Origin of the sequence: Neoalteromonas facilis (assembly GCF_002807665.1) — a bacterium.
Classification (GTDB): Bacteria; Pseudomonadota; Gammaproteobacteria; order Enterobacterales; family Alteromonadaceae; genus Alteromonas_E; species Alteromonas_E facilis.
In genome coordinates this window covers 130,173-148,325 of the sequence record NZ_PEAY01000006.1, presented here as the reverse complement: position 1 = coordinate 148,325, position 18,153 = coordinate 130,173, and the positions used below count along the sequence as shown (strand labels likewise).

Sequence of the window (18,153 nt, the reverse complement as noted above, 5' to 3'; positions counted from 1 at the left end):
TTACTGGTGCTGTTGAGTTGCCAGAAGGCGTAGAAATGGTAATGCCAGGCGACAACTTGAAGTTTGTTGTAGAGCTAATTGCACCAATCGCGATGGACGAAGGTTTACGCTTCGCAATCCGTGAAGGTGGTCGTACAGTAGGTGCGGGTGTTGTATCTAAGATTTTGGACTAATTGTTCAAGTCTAGATAACACTAGAAATTGAAAAAGGCGCTCTTGTAGCGCCTTTTTTGTGCCAGCTCTTTGCCTAATTACGTCACATTGCTTCAACGGCATTAACGCAGCTAGCCAGACAGCAGTAACGTTATAGAACATCCGGCAAAGTAACTCAGGCAGAATAAGTAAATTTTGATATCCTTTGCGCAAGTTTAGATGAGGCGAGCATTGAACATGGAATTTGTGAACACGGCGCTACAAAATATTACTTCTTGGGTCAGTCCCTATTATTCTGAAATAGCGTTAACCATCTTAGCCACGTTATTAGTGGTTTACGGAGACGTGATCAATAAACACATTAAACGTGCCTTAAGCCCATATCACTTCGTTATTCGTACGGGAATATTCGTTCTTATTTGTGCTTTTGGCTATGGGTTGTTGATTGTCTATTTAAGCCCGGTTGTGAAAGACGCATTAATGCTAGTACCTTCCCTTTATCGCGGTCTGGTGATTATTTTAGTGTTCTTACTACTAGGATATCTGGCTGAGAACAGGCGATATATATAGCTTCGAACAATCCATCATGTGTTTCAGACATTAATGAATTTGAAAGGCGCTAGAGCGCCCTTTTCTTTGTTGACGCACATTCTGTTTGGCTCGCACTAACGTATTATCAGTCACACAAAGATAAGTTTCGTCATACTTGAAAGTACCTCACATTTGCTAAGCTGATGCAACATCGTCAATTGACGTAAGGGCAAACCATTCGAAAGGGTGGGGCGCAAAGTCACCGGTCTAAGGAGCCTAGCTCTATGACAGCGGGATTGCTGGTTGGCCAGGTTTAAGACTAAAGTCAACTACCATTCCGTTCCAAATGACCAAGCAGTAATAATTTGGAGCACACTCATGAATCAATTTAAATTAGCTCGATTACCTCTTTTGTTGGCCATATTGAGCATGCCTTACTCCATGGCTGGATATGCAGCAAACCAAGGGGCACAAAACTCTCCTCCTCCACATGCACTTGAAAAAATACCCGAAGGGAGACTTAAACAAAGCTTAATGAACCTTCCACCACACGTACGAGAGAGTGTGTTACAACGTTTATCATCGCTAGGTATTCCTGCACTTGATTTGCTATTACTCGATGTCGATGAAAGCGGAGAGCTCTTTTATATTGAAGAGGGTTTAGTCGAAACGTCAGAAGCAACAGCAACGCAAAGCAGTGCCGAAGCGAATTCGACTTTACCGCCGATAGATGTGTTTGATTTACATAGCAATCCTGGTTCAGCCAATACCATATTTTTAGATTTCGATGGTGGTGTCATAAGCGGTAAAGCATGGGGCGGCGGCACAACTTATGAAAGCGTACCATATGATTTAGATGGCGACCCTTTAACCTTCAATGCAACTGAGCGTCAGCGGATCCATGAAATATGGACACGTATTGCTGATGATTTCGCCGCGTTTGACGTTAATGTTACGACTCAGGCGCCTGAACGCTTTGACTCGAATACGGGTTGGTTATTGTTTACAAAAGACGCTGACGCGAATGGCAATGCGATGCCGAGTCAAGGTGCTGGCGGCGTTGCATATGTCGGAGTTTGGGGGCGCAGTAACTACACTTATTATCAGCCCGCGTTGGTCTATTACAATCGATTAGGCAGTGGCAACGCTGGCTACATGGCTGAGGCCGGCTCACATGAAATGGGACATAACTTTGGTTTGAGCCATGATGGAACATCATCTGTTAGCTACTTTCGCGGGCTTGGAAGCGACAGTGAACCATCAAGTTGGGCGCCTATTATGGGTGTTGGGTATTATAAAAATGTGACTCAATGGAGTCGCGGCGAATATACCGATGCAAATCAGACTCAGGATGATATTGCGATCATCAGCAATCATTTAGGCAGTAGCCAAGATGTAGAAGGTGATGCTAACGCACCGACAGTTTTAGTTGCTGACGACAGTGGTTTCTTTTCAGCAACGAATAGAGAGCTGGATCCAAGCAATGTGGAATCGGCTAACAAAGGGATCGTCCAAATCGGCGATGCAGACCGTTTTCAATTTATCGCTGGCGCAGGGCCTGCTGAATTTACTGCAACACCAGCATGGGATGCTTTTACTCGCAGCACCCGTCGTGGCGCAAACTTAGATATTGGATTGCGTTTGTATGATGCAGATGGCGCAATGCTAATTGATAGTGCAGAAGATATAGAGACTAACCTAACCATCAGTACAGTATTGGCTGAAGGCCTATACACATTAGAAGTCTACGGTAGTGCAGGGCCATATGCATCAGATTATGGTAGTCAGGGGCATTATTACCTTAGTGGTCAAATCACCAAGGGTGTTGCCGACACTACTCCTCCTGATCCAAATCCAATGGGATTTGCCCAAGCACCATCATCTGTTAGCCCGAGTGAAATAACGATGCAAGCTCTTATTGCGACAGATGACCGTGGTGGTGCTGTGACTTATCAATTTGTGTGTGCTTCGGGAAGTTCAGGGTGTGTTGATAGTCAATGGCAAAGTGAAACGCAATATACGTTAAGCGGTCTACAGGCAGACAGTCAATATTGCTTTACTGTAGCTGCACGAGATTTGAGTGGCAATGCAACCGTTGAGTCGGCGGTAGAGTGTGTTATTACAGCTGCTGAACCGCCGCCAGTAGAGTTACCATCTGCGCCAAGTAGTCTACAAGTCAGCGATGGCCAAGATGGCACAGCGTTAGTCTCTTGGACTGATACGAGCGTAAATGAAACGAGCTTTACCGTTGAACGAGAAAAGCAACATAAGAATGGACGCTGGCAATCAACCCAAGTTGTTGCTTCAACCTCGGAAAATGTGCAAAGCATCATTGATCAGAGTGGCGATGGCGCATTTAGATATCGCGTACAAGCCAACAATGCTGCTGGTGCGTCAGCTTGGACGGCATGGGTAGAAGTGACAGTGACATCCAGTGACGACGGCGGCCAGAAGCCTTGCCGCGGTAAAAAGTGCTCAGGATAGTTGATTCGTTGTCAGTCTAAACACCGGTTGAGTCGTTTTGCCTCAACCGGTGTAGCCGTTTAGATACGTCAATTCACAACAATGTGTAATTTTATACATTTATTCTTCTTAGCTTGAATGTAACTATATGATTTTACGGTATTAATATTGGTTGGCTTTTAACTTGCAGAATACAACACGAAGTCATTAAAGAGGTATTCCGTATGCATTTTTCTAAATTCTCAGCAATAGCGTCGGTATTATTATTGAGTGCTTGTGGTGGTTCAGGCTCTTCTGAAAGCGGCTCTCCAACACCTATTGCTCCAGTGGCACCAGCACCTTCTACCTTAACCTTACGAGTTTCAGACGCGCCAATAGATAGTGCGGTGGCGGTCGTCGTTGAGTTTGATTCTGTGGAGTTAGTAGGAGATGGGGACCCTTTGACGTTTACAGTAGAAGATACAGCTGGAACTGCCCGTCAAATTGATTTACTAGCATTCCAAGGAGAAGATTTTGCAACGCTCTTAAGCGACATTGAAGTTGAGCCTGGGACATATGGTCAGTTACGCCTGAATGTCACGAGCAACAGTTACATTGAACTGGACAACGGAACGTTTGATTTAAGGGTACCCAGTGGTCAATTAAAGTTGGATGGTTTTACGATCAGCGAGTCACAGCAAGCCCTTTACACGATAGAGTTCGATTTACGTAAGTCGTTAGTCGATGCACCTGGACAGAGTGACATCATACTCAAACCACGAGGGGTACGTGTAGTCGAGAATGACAGTGTAGGCACTGTAAACGGAACGGTAGACGAATCTTTAATCACGTCTGAAGCCTGTGCGGATAAAGTGAATTTAGACGTGGGCAATGCTGTTTACGTATACGAAGGGCTGGATTTTGCTATTGAAAACCTCGGCGATGATGCTGATGAGCCCGCTGATATTAATGAAGTGTCACCTTTTACAATCGGTGAGGTGTCGCTTAATAGCAACGGTGCATACGTTTTCGAAATTGCTTATCTACCAGCAGGCGATTACACCCTTGGCTTCACGTGCTTGGCAGAAAATGACCTACCAGAATCAGACGAAGGCAGTGACGATGGGTTTACCATTCAGAATATGCAACCCGTGAACATACAGGCTACACAAACAACAACGGTTGCATTCGAGTAGTTCAAAGCTGAATACACTGGTTCGCTTGGCTTATCACTAGAACTGGTAGCTCAATACTAATTTCAACTGTTGTTGGGTTGCCTGTTCGGGCAGGTTGAGTTGCACTCTATTGGCTGCCCGATTTTTGTTAATGTGATATTCCAAGCCTACTTCCCATTGTTGATCAAGCTGGTGTCGCCAGGCTGTTGTAACTCCAAAGCCATGGCTATTATTCTGGTCCTCTGGCTTGTTATCTTCTTCACGTACATCCCATTGGTCATAGCGAAATGTAATGCGGTTGTCGCCTTCAGAATAGGATAAGGCAACATAACCGGCAGTGTAGTCAGCATATACAATACGAATGCCCATATCGGTTGCCCCATCCAAAAATTGGCTCATAAAACGCCATTGCGCGTTGATCTGATGCTGGAATGCAAGTGAGTGGAACTTAGTTCGCCATGCATATATCCGCTCTTCGTTAACGGAGCGTGGCTCGGCTTTGTTGTCAAAGTAATAATAACGAAACTCAGTGTCTCTGAAGTAGCGCACGTGCCCACCTACGTAGAAGCCCCATTTGCCGTCGACTTCCATAAACGGCTTAACGTAGTCAGGACCCCAAATCGTATCCCTATCAACAATACTCGGGATAGCAGCTATTGAAATGCGGTCGTTATGTAAGCTTTGCCGATCATGTAAAGCAAATCCTCGCCATGTGATAAGAGACCCAATGGGATCATTACTTTTAAAAACACTGCCGTGTAATTGCCAGCTCCATGGGCTTCTGCGCGAACGGCCATTGGAGGAAGCGCTAAATTCAGCACCGAGGATCCGCAGCTCTTCGCCAAACCAACTATTAATGGCAGATTGTGTATAGGTATAGGGTGATAACCAGCCGTCGCTGATATTTTCTACTGATAATGCGGGGTAGAAAAAACCCAATCGAGAAGAAAATTTAACTGGATTGGGGGACAGTGGTTTGTAATGCAAAAACGCCTGAGTAAATCCTAGTTTTTTGTTGCCGTCAGAATATGCATTGGCTACGACATCGGCTTTCCATGAGGTAGATAGATCATATTGCACATGAACGAAGCTTTGTTGTAGCTCTATTCCGCTTTGTTCAGCGCGCAAAATACCTGTGCCCTGTACCTGATAGCTTTGCAGAGCATCTGCATTGGTTAACGCGACTTCAACTCGGCCACTGATTTGCTGTGCCGATGCAAGCATGGGGAAAAGAAGCAACCACAAAATGATTCTCTTCATCGCTTTTAATCCTTATTCGCCTTGATAACGCGTACAGTTTTGTTCGTGCAGCCAAGGGGTTAATTCTTCACTTGGTCGCGGTTTAGAAATATGGAAACCCTGTGCTGTGGTGCAGCCCATTTGCTGTAGTAGGCCAATGCTCTGTTGGTCTTCCACTCCTTCAGCAACCGTGCTCAAACCTAAGTTTTTCGCCATGGCGATAATGGTGCGTACCATGGTTTGGTCGTCATTATTTGAAGCCAACTCCAATACAAAGGCTTTATCAATCTTGAGCTCATCGACTGGCATTTGTTTCAATTGAGCCAAAGATGAGAAGCCAGTACCAAAGTCATCAATCGATAGTTTTATGCCCATGCGACTTAGCATAGTAAGCGCGTTTACTGCCATTTTAGGATCGGCCATTACCGCACTTTCTGTAACCTCTAGGATTAGTCGCTCGGGTTTCATTTCAAATTCATTGAGTAAAGTAGAAACCATATACGGTAAGGATAAGTCGGTTAAATCCAGCGCTGAAATATTGACCGCCATCGCTATATCGAGACCTTCTTTTCGCCATGCATCGTATTGCTGACAAGCTTGACGAAGTGCCCATTGAGTCACGTATTTAATTGCACCGGTTTGTTCCGCTAATGGAATGAACTCATCTGGCGGAATGAAACCATGCTCAGGATGGATCCACCGAATCAAGCACTCAACAGCACTGATTTGTTCGGATTCCAATAATAATTTGGGTTGGTAATACAGTATCAATTGGCCGGTAGTGAGGGCGTCTTTAAGTTCACTCATTAAACGCAAGCGTTGTATTGAGAAAGTATTGAGTGAAGGCGAATACAGTACGTACTTATGGTGCGAGGCTTTGCTATGGTGCAGCGCAATGTCTGCGGCCTGCATTAACTCACTTGGTGTGCGACCGTGATCATCATAGGTGGCTCCACCAATACTGACATTAATATCAAGTGACAGTTTGTCTAATAAGAACGGAGAGTTAAATAAATTAAGCAGGGCACTCATGAGTGATTCAGTGTTGTCGTTTTGTGTATCAATGACCGCAAATTCGTCGCCACTCAAGCGCGCAATAAACAGGTTACCACGCCATCCGCGTTGCAGTCGTTCGCCAACCAGTTTCAGTAGCTCATCGCCAGCGACATGACCAATGGTGTCATTAATTTCTTTGAAACGATTAATATCGAGTAAAACAACACTGAAACGTTGATTGGGGTGACTTTCAATTTGTCGTTCAAGCTGTTGGATGAAATTATTGCGGTTAGGCAGTTGTGTAACGCTATCGTAAAAGGCCAGACGGTTAATTTCCTGCTCACGAGCAGCAATACCTTGCTGCATAGAACTAATAGCGGAGGATAGCGTGTTCACCTCAGTCGTACTTTGTCGAGGGAAATGCTTGACCGTTTCCCCATTGCGTATTTTTTGCGTCATTGTGACTAATTTTTGGATCGGATTGGTGATCCCATTTGCGATGAGTATGGCGCTAAGTAAAGCAATACTCGCAACGACGATAAGCAGGCCAAACAAGCGGCCAAGCAATGTGTTGTAAGACAGGTAGGCGTTTTCTTCGACCGTTGATAGCATCAACAATATGTTTAAACCATCACCAACCCCAATAGGCGAAACGAGGTAAATATAGTGGGCACTGGGTAAGTAGCTGTCGGTAAGAGTGGACATAGGAGTGAGATCAGCGCGCATAAACTCACGTTGAATATCGCTACTATAACTGGATGCTAAGAATGTGGTTCCACCTTGCTGTGCGCGTAAAAAACTAACATCCATTGAGGTTAATCGAGTTAGGTTTTCGCCCATCAAGCTATCGATAGATTTTGTAAAGATTAACCACGCCATGGGCGTGCGAGAGCGAGGGGTATTTTTAACCGGTGCAGCTTTGGCTAAAAAGACTCGTCCGCCCACCGAAAGCCACGTAGTGCCTTCTTGCGCAATCGTCTCTATGTCTTCTTTAACGATACCGTGAAGCCCATTGGAAGCTGACAATACATCACCATCAATGCTCAGAACGGCATGCCCGTCAGCATTGAAGCGTTGCGAGAAGTTATCCATGGCGAGTGCTAAAGAAGCGGGATCACTTGGCGCCTCAATGATCAATTTCTTAATACTAAAATCATCCGCTAAGGTTGTTGCTCCGCCCTGCAAGGCATTTGATGCATCTATTAGCTGCTCATGAATAACGGTTCTGGCCACTTCTGCGTAATTTTGCAAAACACCGGTTGAATGTCGGTAGGTGGCAGACTGAACAATATAGAGGGTTATGGTAGTTACAATGACAACGATAGTTAGAAAACTGACGAGCAGCTTCGTTCTTAATGACACACAGCGATTAAGAAAACGGTTAATCATAGTCACTGAAGCCTTCTACTTTTTCGTAGTCGCCTAAGCTTGGCCATAAATCTTCATTCAGGGTTAGGGTAATGTTTGATGAATTATTGGCAAGTTCAACTTCTGTCATCATGTCTCTATCATTGTCTTTGAGTCTGGGATGCCATAACTGAACTTTATGCTTTCCTTCAGGCACATTCAGCTGGATCACACCATTTTCATCTGTTTGAGCAAAGTACGGAGTATCGGCAACATATATATAGCCCAGCATCCAATCGTGGATGTTGCAGCCTAATTCCACTTCTCCCGCTGTTTCAAATAAAAGTGGGTCGACTTCAATTTCACTGTAAAGCTTTAACTCAAAGACCTTGGCTGGAGAAAATGAATAGACGTGATGTTTGACGCTGTCTGAATTGGGGAAACTGACTCGCGTACCTTTTTGGACGACTAACGTATGTGGTACGAATTGACGGTTAACCTGGTCCATCACTGCTGAAAGTGATACTGAATTCGCTGAGGCGGCTGTCTGCTTTTCAGGATAAACCAGTACCGCAATGTTAGTCAGTGCGGCTCCATCTTTGCTTTTCACCGTGACAGTCAACTCAGCGCTAATTGCATTGTTACTGGCTAAATTGCATAGCGTAAACAGCAACAAAATTATGGTGTACTTAGACAAACCTATCTCCCACTACACTTCGTCATCAGTTTAGTAGGAGATAGGTGTTAAGCGCAAAAAATTACAGGTTTTAATAGCAAACTCTTAATTTGTGCGAATAAAGTACAAAGAATCACTTAAAAACACCAAGCGAGTTTGGGATTCAGAGAACCAGTGATTAGTGTATTGAACCGACAAACACGAATAAATCGCAGAGAGAAATGCAGAGATGTTAGCGCTAAAATTCCCTTGAAGAAGAGTCCAACTGCTGCATAATACCTGTCGGTCTTTTTTTGGTTTCTACTATGTTTCTGCTGACAATTTATGTCTTGATTGCGCTTGGATTTTCATTTCTGTGCTCTATCGCTGAGGCGGTTATTTTAAGTATCTCTCCGGCCTATATTTCTTCCTTAAAGCATCGTGAAAAGGCGTCAGGTGTGTTGCTTGAAAAGTTAAGTGGCAATATTAACCAGCCACTAGCAGCAATTTTAACCTTGAACACTATTGCGCATACTATGGGAGCTGCTGGAGCGGGAGCCCAAGCTGCGGCGGTATTCGGTGAAGCCTATTTAGGTGTGATTTCCGCGGTATTAACTCTGCTTATTTTGGTGTTCTCAGAGATTATCCCTAAAACGCTGGGGGCTACTTTTTGGCGCCAACTTGCACCAGCCACAGCCTACTTTTTGAAGTATCTTATTTTTGTGCTTTACCCGTTCGTAAAAATGTCGGAATGGTTGACCAAAGGGTTTAAAGAAGACAGCCCTTTGCGAGGCTTGAATCGCACAGAGCTGCAACTGATGGCTAAGTTGTCAGCGGAAGAAGGGCAACTGGCAAGCCAAGAAGTCGCCTTTGTGCAAAATGTGTTGAACCTACACAGCTTGAAAGTACGTGATGCCATAACCCATAGAACGCGTATCTTTTCCGTAGATGAAAGTACAACGGTTGAAGCGTTTTTCCATAAACATGGGAGCCTGGAATTTTCCCGCATCCCAGTTTATGAAGATAACGACAATGAGAAGGTGACCGGCTACGTCATGCGCTCTGATCTGCTGGTTGCACAGGCGAGAGGGAATGGTGAGAAAACCTTAAAAGAGTACGTTAAGCCATTAGTGACCTTGCTCGACAGTATGCCGCTTTCGGTAACGTTTAATCATTTTATCGACAACCATGTACATATGTTGTTGGTCGTTGATGAATATGGCGGTTTAGTCGGAATTCTGACCTTGGAAGACCTGCTTGAGAAACTACTGGGTGTCGATATCATTGATGAAAAGGACAATACTGTCAGTATGAAGCGCCTTGCACGTATTGTGTCAAAGCGACAAGAGAAGTTGCTAGCTGAAGCGCAATCTCATCAAATCGACCAATAGTCACACCCCGCCATCAAATCAGTTTTCGGTACTTGTTGGCGAGCAATATTTGTGACCTTTATCCAGAATGATTTTCCATTCACCATTGCCTTGCTTTCGCCAGGTTGAGTGGTAATACGCGAACACTCGACCTTGCTGATTGGTAACGGGCCCGGTACTTAAGGCAATATCACCAGAGCCAGTGACTACAACTGTTTCAGGCTTCCATGAAAACGGGGCGTCGGCATCTGTATAATAAGCGCTCCATGCATCAACAATGGCCTTTTTTCCGCGCAAGGCGTTTTGACCGATAAAAACGGCATCTTCCGCAATGAAACTTGCAAAAGCATCGAGATCTCTGTCTGCCATCGTTTGGGCAAATGCTGACTCAACTGAACGCACTTCTTGCTCGGCATCGCTTGCTGCGTTTGCGTGTACAAAATTAGAGAAGGTAATCATAAGAGCGCAGATGCCCAATAGCGATGCCCGTGTTGAAATATTCATAGCGATTCCAAATTCATCCTAGACTGAGTAGAACATACCTCTATATTGGTGACGTCTTCAATGTTAGCAGTTAAATGAATGATCCCTGGCGCGTAAACTAAATCAAGAACCAATCATTGCTCTATTAGGAGTGGGAAGGTTCACATTCAACAGCTATTGTTAAAACAATGGATCTTCAGAGCTAGCCCAATGAAAAAACATTTCATCAAAAAACTGTACTGCACGTTTGCTCTCCTTGTATTTAGCTTTATCGCTGGGGGAGAAGAACAAGAAGATATACAAAGCGATCTAAAATTAAAACTTGTAGGTGAATGGCAAGTGTCATTGTATTACTCACCAACGTCACCTCCATCAAGCACACAAATGACCATAACTAAAGTCAACGATGATGGGACGCTAGAGGGAGACTTTTATCAAACAAGTTTCCAGACGGCTCGATATACATTTTATGAGAACACTCTTATTTTCGCCCTGATCACTTCAGACAATAGCGGGCTCTATTCAACGTCAGGCAGAATGACTATCGAGGGCGATATTGAGGGGCAAACCTTATCAGAGGGTAGGAATTTTCTTATGGCTTGGTCTGCAAATAAAAATTAATCGTTTTAGAATACATGCAACATGTGTTGGGCGAAGTCCTCGCTCTGTCATACATATGGTTCGAATTCTTAGGTTCGGTAGGCGCTTTAATTAGTTAAACCATAACTTTTATCTTGCTCATATTACTTCTGTATCCACAGTACGCTTATGCTTTCAAATCTGAAAAGTTGTGGTTAAAAAATAATTAGTAAGCTTTCGCTTAAAAAGGAATATCGGTCGGCTTAAGGCAACTTCCGGTCGTTCAACAATAAGCCGAATGTGAGTTGCTGAATGATCAATTTGTGCGTTTTGTAGACATTTGTTCAAAGAATAGACATATCAGCTTTTGGTGAACGGTGGACCTTCTCGCTATGCTTTTACTAACTCTCAAACATATTTCGAGATGTAATTAAAAAAAGTTCCTAAAGAAGTCTACAAGTTTATTTTACCGCTACTTTTTCGATATTGTCCGGGTGTACAGCCTGTAAACTCCTTAAACGCTCGCGCAAAAGGCGCAGCAGAGGCAAAGCCACTCTCAATACCAATAACTAATATGGGCCAGTCTTGTTTGTCCGGCGCTGTCAATATGGTTTTGGCGTATTCTATACGCATACGGTTAACGTAATGATTAAAGTTTTTGGCATTAAAGTGGTTAAGCATGATAGCTCGGATACGATACTCAGGAACGTCAATCTCGCGAGCAATATCTACAACGCGTAAATTTGGCTCCAAGAAACGTTTTTCTTCAGCTAACAATGTATAAATTTTATGAGCCAATATGTTTTCTTCTTTAACAGAGGAGTCTGTGCTTTTTTCCTGTTGAATAAGCAGTCGTTGGCGCAAGTGAATTAACCCATGAGTACTAATTAGTATTACTAAGAAAGCGAAAACTGAAAGCCATTCTCGCCCTGTACCGGCTAAAAATTCTTTAGAAATTACAGCTCCTAACAACATGACACTGACAACGCAAAAAATGAATGATGTTAAGAAAATGGTGGCTATTTTACGCTGTATTGCAGTTGCGTTTTGCAATACTCGGTAGCCTTCCCAAAAAATAAGAATGAGCATGCCTGGATATAATATCGCCACCGTTTCTGTTAAAACGGTGGTCAGTTTGGGCAGCCAACCTGAATCTACCGGCCACATTTTTTCAGAAAATAGTAAAAGGTGCAGAAGTATTAAGCATGATGAGAGTATGCCTACGAAAAGAAGGTGGTGGCGATTAATTGGATTTTTTTTTCGAAAAAATGTTCGTGCAAATAACCAATATCCACTTGATGTAAAAACTCCCATTGTGCCAATCAAGTGATGATATGGCTCCCAATAGTGACTGGCCAACTTGTGCGTTAAGTACATAGAAGAGGATGCACAAAAAATCGCGAAAACTAAATGTAATAGATGCTTTTCTCTCTGACGAAAATGATTGATGGCTAATATCAGACTCAGTACAACTACAAATAATTGCGCAAGATTCAACGACCCCAACTTTTACTCCTCACTCTTTTTGACAAATTTTACAATACCTTCTGTTCTTTTCTATTTTTTTGTCTTTTCGTGCATCGATTTTGAAATTCGACACTTCTTAAGTCTATATCGATGGCACCATGGCGGCGAATTTTGCAAACGAGAGATATTATGAAAAGTAATCCTACTATTGAGCAAGAAAGTGCCGAAATAAGTAAAAGTAATCAAAGCCAGTATGGGGTAGTGCTTGAGGCGCCCCCTGTAATCCCCCTATGGAAAACTTGGGGGCTTAGATTGTTTTTTGCAGGATTAGTGTTTGTCATCGGTAGATGGCAGTTGATGTCAATTTTAGAGGGACCTTCTGACTGGACTCCATGGCGAGGAGTGGGGCACTCGCTACTATTTGCTCTTGCTATATTGGCTGTTGGCGGCATGTTTCGCCCAATAGCTTTTTTACCCGTCATGCTATTCGAAATCATCTGGAAAGCTGTTTGGTTAGCTGTTGTCGCGTTACCACTATGGCTGGCAGGCGAGGAAATTCCGGGCATCGTGAGCGTCAAAGGTTCGTTAATTGGAGTTGGTTTAATAATTATTTGCGTTCCATGGAAATATGTTTGGTGGAGATATTTTGCTCACCCAATTGAACCTTGGAAGCGTAAAAAGGAAGTTAGCGACAAACCTGCAGGAGAATAAGGGATGTCTAAAAACGCAACAGCTCGATTAGCAGGTTTTATCTACTTGCTGGTCGTTCTAACTGGTATTTATAATTTGCTTTATGTGCCTGCACAATTAATAGATTTTAACGATGCGTCAGCGACATTTGAAAACATTTCAAACAATGAATCGCTTTTCAGAGCAGGCATTGTAGCAGGTATTTTAAGCTATATATTTTACCTAATTTTACCATTCGTTTTATATAAACTTTTCCGTGACATCCAAAGAGATGTAGCTGTAATGATGGTCATACTATCAGCAGTTAGCGTACCTATTTCCATATTCAATATGGTAAATAAAATTGATGTATTAACTTTGCTTGGTAACGCTACATATCTCAATCACTTGGATATGCAAACTATTCAAACCAAGATTATGTTGTCATTGAAATCGTATAATAATGGGATCTCAGTAGTGCAAATATTTTGGGGGCTGTGGCTTTTTCCGTTTGGATATCTCGCATATAAATCAAATAATATTCCCAAAGTTATCGGTGTTTGCCTAATGCTAGGATGCTTTGGTTACCTCGTAATATTTTTCTGTAGAATGCTTTTTCCTGAACTAATTTTACCTAGTTATGTTTCTAAGCCAGCATCAATTGGAGAAATAGGGATCTGCTTATGGCTAATTATTATGGGAGCAAACCCAATGAAACAAAATAGTTCAACAGGACCTAGAAGTACATGATTAAGAAAGAGTAAATTTTCATGAAAGGCTGAAATATGTGAGACCAAGCTAATATTCGCAGGTGCTACAGCTTTTATGAAGAGAGTTCACTTTAATATATAAGAACGAACCTTACTGGGTATTCATACTCTGGTAACTGCTCTAGCCTAGTTTTAAAGTGGTCGAGATTGCGATTCAAACACCATTTTTCAGACTTGAAACCAACGAGTTAAATTTAGGTGCCTATAAAATATGCATATGGAGGCTTCATATGACTTTTCGAGCATGGAGTGAATAATCCGTATAGTGTTAAAAAATATTATTACTCGTTTCACTCATCGTTGCTAAAGGATGTGTTCAAAAAATATGAGTTTAGATAAATATTTAGACGTACAAATAGAGGCTGAAGTTTACCAAGCTTTCGAAGGAGTAGCGGTCGCCGCTAGCTCACTCAATATTAATGCTTACATGGCGTTTTTTGATAAGAAAAAATTCACTGCATTAAACTTTGATGGCTGTGTATTTCATGAATTGAGTGACTTCGAAAGTTATTATCGTCAACAGATACATGCTCTTGAAAAATATAATTCACTTGAATTTACGAAAGTAAAAATAACAGTGCTAAATCGCTGTACGGCTATTTTAGTAAATGAATATATTGCTGAAGTGGTTTTAAAATCAGGTGATTCATTATTGGCTGGAGGGGCTGGAACGCAAGTCTGGTCCAAAGCATCAGGGGGGTGGAAATTGGTTAATGTATCGGCAAGTGTTAAAACTAATGGTTAATTCGAAGACTTACTGTCAAGTGCACAGTCTATAACTAAAGGTTTGTGCCACTACTTGCCTATTAAACTCTCCCGGAAAGATTGAACTAGTATAGATTACAGCACTTCTAGAAGCCCCAAAGTATATGAGAGCGAAGAGGTAGTGAACGTCCGCTTAATGTCCCTCTTTGTCTTTTATATGCTACAAAGCTGACCGTCTGAAATACATACCAAGCCGATCCTGACTTTCGTCAGGATGACGGACTTAAGAAGATATCCAGCCGAACCTGATTTTCATCAGGGTGACGAACTAGAGTAGATATTAAGATATGTCATGCTTGCGTGAGGTTGACCGGCGATTGTGACCCATATTACGGGTAGATTTTAAAGAATTGCTATTCCAAACCAGTTTGGGCGACATGGCCATCTGAAAGGCATGAAACTTGTTGCTGGAAGCTGTTGAACTCAATATCACAATTCGTAGAGTGCTTTGTACGAATTTTCGAGCCGTCGCATCAGCTTGTCCGCATTTTCCATTTCGCGGCTGACAATCATATATACATCGACTGCGCCTACTTTCATTGAACTGATACCTTGTAAGCTTTGAGTTTCAATTTCCGTATTGCTAGGTTCTGTGTAACCGAGAAAATAGTCAGCCCTTTTAAAAAGCAGGGCTTGCAATCCTCGGGCGTGATTTTCGACTTCCATAGCTGATTTTATATTTAGCGCAGAACTTTCTATTTGCTGTCGGATCTCTCCATATGAAAATCCCGAAATAAGAATGACGGATTTTCCCTGTAAATCATCGAGAGAGGTCAACGGTGCTGTTCCAGCTTGCCAGTAAACTCCAATACTCGTTTCTAAAATAGGGAAATCACTGATGACATTAGATTGTGGATCTATTAGGAAGGATTTAGCCATCACATTAAAGTTAATGCGACCATCATTCATCATTAACTTAGTGCGTTTATTCGGATACTCGATAGTCTGGTAGGGGACATTCGCGTTTTCTAGAACGCGCTTTACGCGCTCGGCGAGTGGACCCGTTAACCTACCTGCTTGGTCAGTGTATAACAACGGCGGAAAGTTGAAGTACCCCCAATGAAGCACCTGTGGCCATTGAGGCAGAGCGGACGCATTTACACTGAATATGCAAAATAAACTTAACGCAAAACTTGCCGCAACTTGCTTAACTCTCATACCTACTGCTGTGATTTATACAGTGTTATAGCTAAGAGTAGACAACGATGGTCGGTAAAGACAGCTCTTTTACAGCGTTTGGTGGCTTCGGAAAGTGATTGGCATGTACGTTACAAATAGAAACTAGGTAGGAATGAAATGACGAATATTGAGAGAAAAAAATAAACGGTAGTTGAAACAACTACCGTTTATGTTTTCTATAGTAAACTTAAACCGCTAATGATGCCATATCGATGACAAATCGATGTGCTACGTCACCCTTTGTAAGATGTCCAAAAGCATCGTTGATTTCTTCTGGTTTGATCATTTTACAGTCAGGGTGAATGTTGTGTTCAGCACAGAAATCCAACACTTCTTGCGTTTCTTTAATGCCACCAATTAGTGAGCCAGCAACACGTCTGCGGCCCATAATCAAAGGGATTGTCATGGATTCATTCATCGGACCAACTTGACCAACAATGACCAAGGTTCCATCAACATCAAGTAGTGGCGTATAGTCATCCACATTGTGTTTTACCGGCACAGTATCAATTATCAGGTCAAATGTTGCAGTGGCCTTTTTCATCGCGTCCGCGTCAGTTGATACCAATATTCCTTCGGCCCCACTGTGCTTGGCTTCTTCCGATTTTTTGTCCGAGCGGCTGATAACTGTCACCTTGGCTCCCATGGCAGCGGCCAATTTAACCGCCATATGGCCAAGCCCACCTAATCCGATAACACCCACGCGAGATCCGGGTTTAACATCCCAGGTGCGTAGCGGTGAATAGGTTGTGATACCGGCACATAAAATAGGCGCGACGCGCGGTAAATCTAGAGCATCTGGTACGCGTAGAACAAACTCTTCACGCACAACAATGTGCTTCGAATAACCGCCTTGGGTGATCTCGCCCGATACTCTATCTGGCGCACCATAGGTAGGTGTCATGCCGTTGCGACAGTATTGCTCTTCGTGATTGTGGCATTGGTCACATGTCTGACAGCTATCCACCATACAACCGACAGCGACGGAATCACCAACCGCGTAATGCTTTACTGCCGGACCCACATCAACAACACGTCCGACAATTTCATGGCCGGGTACTAGCGGGTAGTGTTGAGGTCCCCAGTCGCCATTTACGGTGTGTAAATCCGAGTGACAAATGCCACTGTAAAGAATCTCAATTGCGACGTCGTTTTCGCGCAAATCTCTGCGTTCAAAATGATATGGCACCATGTGAGCGTCTGAAGAGTGAGCGGCATAACCAATTGTTTTCATGTGTTCCCCTTTATTAAATTTAGATGTTTTAAAAGTTAGTACTACTATTTGGTTTTAACAACGTAGTGCCTGCAAAGTGTCTGGTAGTTTCTGCGACATGAGGCTTAGTACGTTTTAATACTGCAAAATGTCCAAAATGCGTTTACAGGGTGCTAGCGCACCTTAATTATTGCCATTGAGCGGTCACATCCCGCTTTGGCGAGTTGCCAAAAAGGCGTGAATACTCTCTGGAAAACTGTGATGGGCTCTCATATCCCACGCTATATGCGGCAGCAGAAGCGTCTAGGTCTTCTCCCATCATAAGACGCCGAGCCTCCATTAACCTTAGGCGTTTCTGGTATTGAAGCGGACTCATTGACGTAAGCTGACGAAAATGGTGATGAAACGTGGACTTACTCATTTGTGCCATTTCAGCTAAGCCTTCCACACTTAAACTCCGATTGAAGTTAGATTTAAGCCACATGATCGAGCGTGCTATCCGCAATCCATGACTTCCAGCCGATACAATTTGCCGCAGTTTAGAGCCATGTTCGCTAAGCAAAACTCGCCACACGATTTCTTTCTTGATTAACGGTGCTAGCACCGCAATCGATTCTGGTTCATCCAACAGACCTACCAAGCGTTGAAATGCATTCAACAAATGTGGTGTTGTTGTGCCAAGTACCATGCATTGCTCTTCTTCAGCGACGTGAGCTTTAGGCAAGGTTCCTTGCGTAATGAGATCACTCAGAACCGCTAAGTCAATCTTTAACACGACGCCCAAATACGGCTTTTCCGCACTGGCTTCTAACACTTGCATTTGAGCCGGTAGGTCGAGAGATGTGATCAAAAATTTATTCGGATCATACACGTAGGTTTTCTCACCCAGCGTCATGCTTTTTTTACCTTGAACTACCAGTGCAATACTGGGTTCAACCACACATACTGTGCGGGATGTCGGTGCATTTTGGCGATAAAAGTCCAATCCTTGTATGGCTGATGAAACCCATTCAGAACCGGCTGTTCGGCAGGCTATGCTTTGAGCCAATGTTGTTGACTGGTTTTCTAGGCAATGTGGATCAGCCAATTAAGTCACCCATGTTAGTGTTGAACTTTATTTA

At 43.2% G+C, this 18,153-nt stretch carries 17 protein-coding genes and 1 riboswitch; of the genes, 9 read left to right on the top strand and 8 right to left on the bottom strand.

The window, feature by feature from the left end; all coding sequences use genetic code 11:
- The 4 genes from CSH93_RS16125 to CSH93_RS16110 all read left to right on the top strand — a co-directional run.
- A partial coding sequence (locus tag CSH93_RS16125; RefSeq protein ID WP_476692335.1) for an EF-Tu C-terminal domain-related protein occupies positions 1–173 on the top strand: 173 nt, incomplete at its 5' end.
- A gap of 216 nt (positions 174–389) precedes the next feature.
- Complete coding sequence (locus tag CSH93_RS16120; protein WP_100644393.1) at positions 390–722, top strand: DUF3392 domain-containing protein; 333 nt, start codon at positions 390–392, stop codon at positions 720–722.
- Between the two features lie 179 nt (positions 723–901).
- Positions 902–987, top strand: a riboswitch (cyclic di-GMP riboswitch).
- A 74-nt stretch (positions 988–1,061) separates the two neighbouring features.
- Positions 1,062–3,167, top strand: coding sequence for a zinc-dependent metalloprotease family protein (locus tag CSH93_RS16115; protein WP_100644392.1), 2,106 nt, complete (start codon positions 1,062–1,064; stop codon positions 3,165–3,167).
- Positions 3,168–3,370: 203 nt separating this feature from the next.
- Entirely contained in the window at positions 3,371–4,321 is a 951-nt protein-coding gene (locus tag CSH93_RS16110; RefSeq protein ID WP_100644391.1) for a DUF4382 domain-containing protein, read from the top strand.
- Positions 4,322–4,357: 36 nt separating this feature from the next.
- Here the strand turns inward: CSH93_RS16110 and CSH93_RS16105 are convergent, their stop codons facing one another.
- From CSH93_RS16105 to CSH93_RS16095, 3 genes are read right to left on the bottom strand one after another with little or no spacing between them, the layout of a single operon-like run.
- Positions 4,358–5,560: a hypothetical protein gene (locus tag CSH93_RS16105; RefSeq protein ID WP_100644390.1), complete on the bottom strand. Its 1,203-nt coding sequence runs from the start codon at positions 5,558–5,560 to the stop codon at positions 4,358–4,360.
- A 12-nt stretch (positions 5,561–5,572) separates the two neighbouring features.
- Complete coding sequence (locus tag CSH93_RS16100; protein WP_100644389.1) at positions 5,573–7,924, bottom strand: putative bifunctional diguanylate cyclase/phosphodiesterase; 2,352 nt, start codon at positions 7,922–7,924, stop codon at positions 5,573–5,575.
- A complete protein-coding gene (locus tag CSH93_RS16095) occupies positions 7,917–8,579 on the bottom strand; it encodes a methylamine utilization protein (protein WP_100644388.1) in 663 nt (220 codons plus the stop codon). Before CSH93_RS16095 ends, CSH93_RS16100 begins: the two co-directional genes overlap by 8 nt.
- Before the next feature lie 284 nt (positions 8,580–8,863).
- Here CSH93_RS16095 and CSH93_RS16090 point away from each other — a divergent pair, with 284 nt between their 5' ends.
- The gene (locus CSH93_RS16090; RefSeq protein WP_100644387.1) at positions 8,864–9,928 is read left to right on the top strand and encodes a CNNM domain-containing protein; all 1,065 of its coding nucleotides are present in this window, start codon (positions 8,864–8,866) and stop codon (positions 9,926–9,928) included.
- 18 nt (positions 9,929–9,946) lie between these two features.
- Here the strand turns inward: CSH93_RS16090 and CSH93_RS16085 are convergent, their stop codons facing one another.
- The gene (locus CSH93_RS16085; protein ID WP_100644386.1) at positions 9,947–10,411 is read right to left on the bottom strand and encodes a YybH family protein; all 465 of its coding nucleotides are present in this window, start codon (positions 10,409–10,411) and stop codon (positions 9,947–9,949) included.
- A 189-nt stretch (positions 10,412–10,600) separates the two neighbouring features.
- Between CSH93_RS16085 and CSH93_RS16080 the strand changes: the two genes are divergently transcribed.
- The gene (locus tag CSH93_RS16080) at positions 10,601–11,011 is read left to right on the top strand and encodes a hypothetical protein (RefSeq protein WP_100644385.1); all 411 of its coding nucleotides are present in this window, start codon (positions 10,601–10,603) and stop codon (positions 11,009–11,011) included.
- A 411-nt stretch (positions 11,012–11,422) separates the two neighbouring features.
- Here CSH93_RS16080 and CSH93_RS16075 read toward each other — a convergent pair whose 3' ends face one another.
- Positions 11,423–12,475 (bottom strand): helix-turn-helix domain-containing protein, encoded by a 1,053-nt coding sequence (locus tag CSH93_RS16075; RefSeq protein ID WP_100644384.1) that lies wholly within the window; start codon positions 12,473–12,475, stop codon positions 11,423–11,425.
- Positions 12,476–12,625: 150 nt separating this feature from the next.
- On the opposite strand from CSH93_RS16075, the gene CSH93_RS16070 reads away from it, so the two are divergent.
- The 3 genes from CSH93_RS16070 to CSH93_RS16060 all read left to right on the top strand — a co-directional run bounded on the left by CSH93_RS16070 (position 12,626) and on the right by CSH93_RS16060 (position 14,620).
- Positions 12,626–13,147, top strand: a complete 522-nt coding sequence (locus CSH93_RS16070) for a hypothetical protein (RefSeq protein WP_100644383.1) — start codon at positions 12,626–12,628, stop codon at positions 13,145–13,147.
- A 3-nt stretch (positions 13,148–13,150) separates the two neighbouring features.
- On the top strand, positions 13,151–13,855 hold the full coding sequence (locus CSH93_RS16065) for a DUF4386 domain-containing protein (protein ID WP_100644382.1): 705 nt from the start codon (positions 13,151–13,153) through the stop codon (positions 13,853–13,855).
- A 345-nt stretch (positions 13,856–14,200) separates the two neighbouring features.
- Positions 14,201–14,620, top strand: a complete 420-nt coding sequence (locus tag CSH93_RS16060; RefSeq protein WP_164078396.1) for a nuclear transport factor 2 family protein — start codon at positions 14,201–14,203, stop codon at positions 14,618–14,620.
- Between the two features lie 449 nt (positions 14,621–15,069).
- On the opposite strand, the gene CSH93_RS16055 is transcribed toward CSH93_RS16060, so the two are convergent.
- The 3 genes from CSH93_RS16055 to CSH93_RS16045 all read right to left on the bottom strand — a co-directional run bounded on the left by CSH93_RS16055 (position 15,070) and on the right by CSH93_RS16045 (position 18,119).
- A complete protein-coding gene (locus CSH93_RS16055; protein ID WP_100644380.1) occupies positions 15,070–15,798 on the bottom strand; it encodes a substrate-binding periplasmic protein in 729 nt (242 codons plus the stop codon).
- 208 nt (positions 15,799–16,006) lie between these two features.
- On the bottom strand, positions 16,007–17,053 hold the full coding sequence (locus CSH93_RS16050) for an NAD(P)-dependent alcohol dehydrogenase (RefSeq protein WP_100644379.1): 1,047 nt from the start codon (positions 17,051–17,053) through the stop codon (positions 16,007–16,009).
- Positions 17,054–17,219: 166 nt separating this feature from the next.
- Positions 17,220–18,119, bottom strand: a complete 900-nt coding sequence (locus tag CSH93_RS16045) for an AraC family transcriptional regulator (RefSeq protein WP_100644378.1) — start codon at positions 18,117–18,119, stop codon at positions 17,220–17,222.
- Positions 18,120–18,153: the final 34 nt, after the last annotated feature.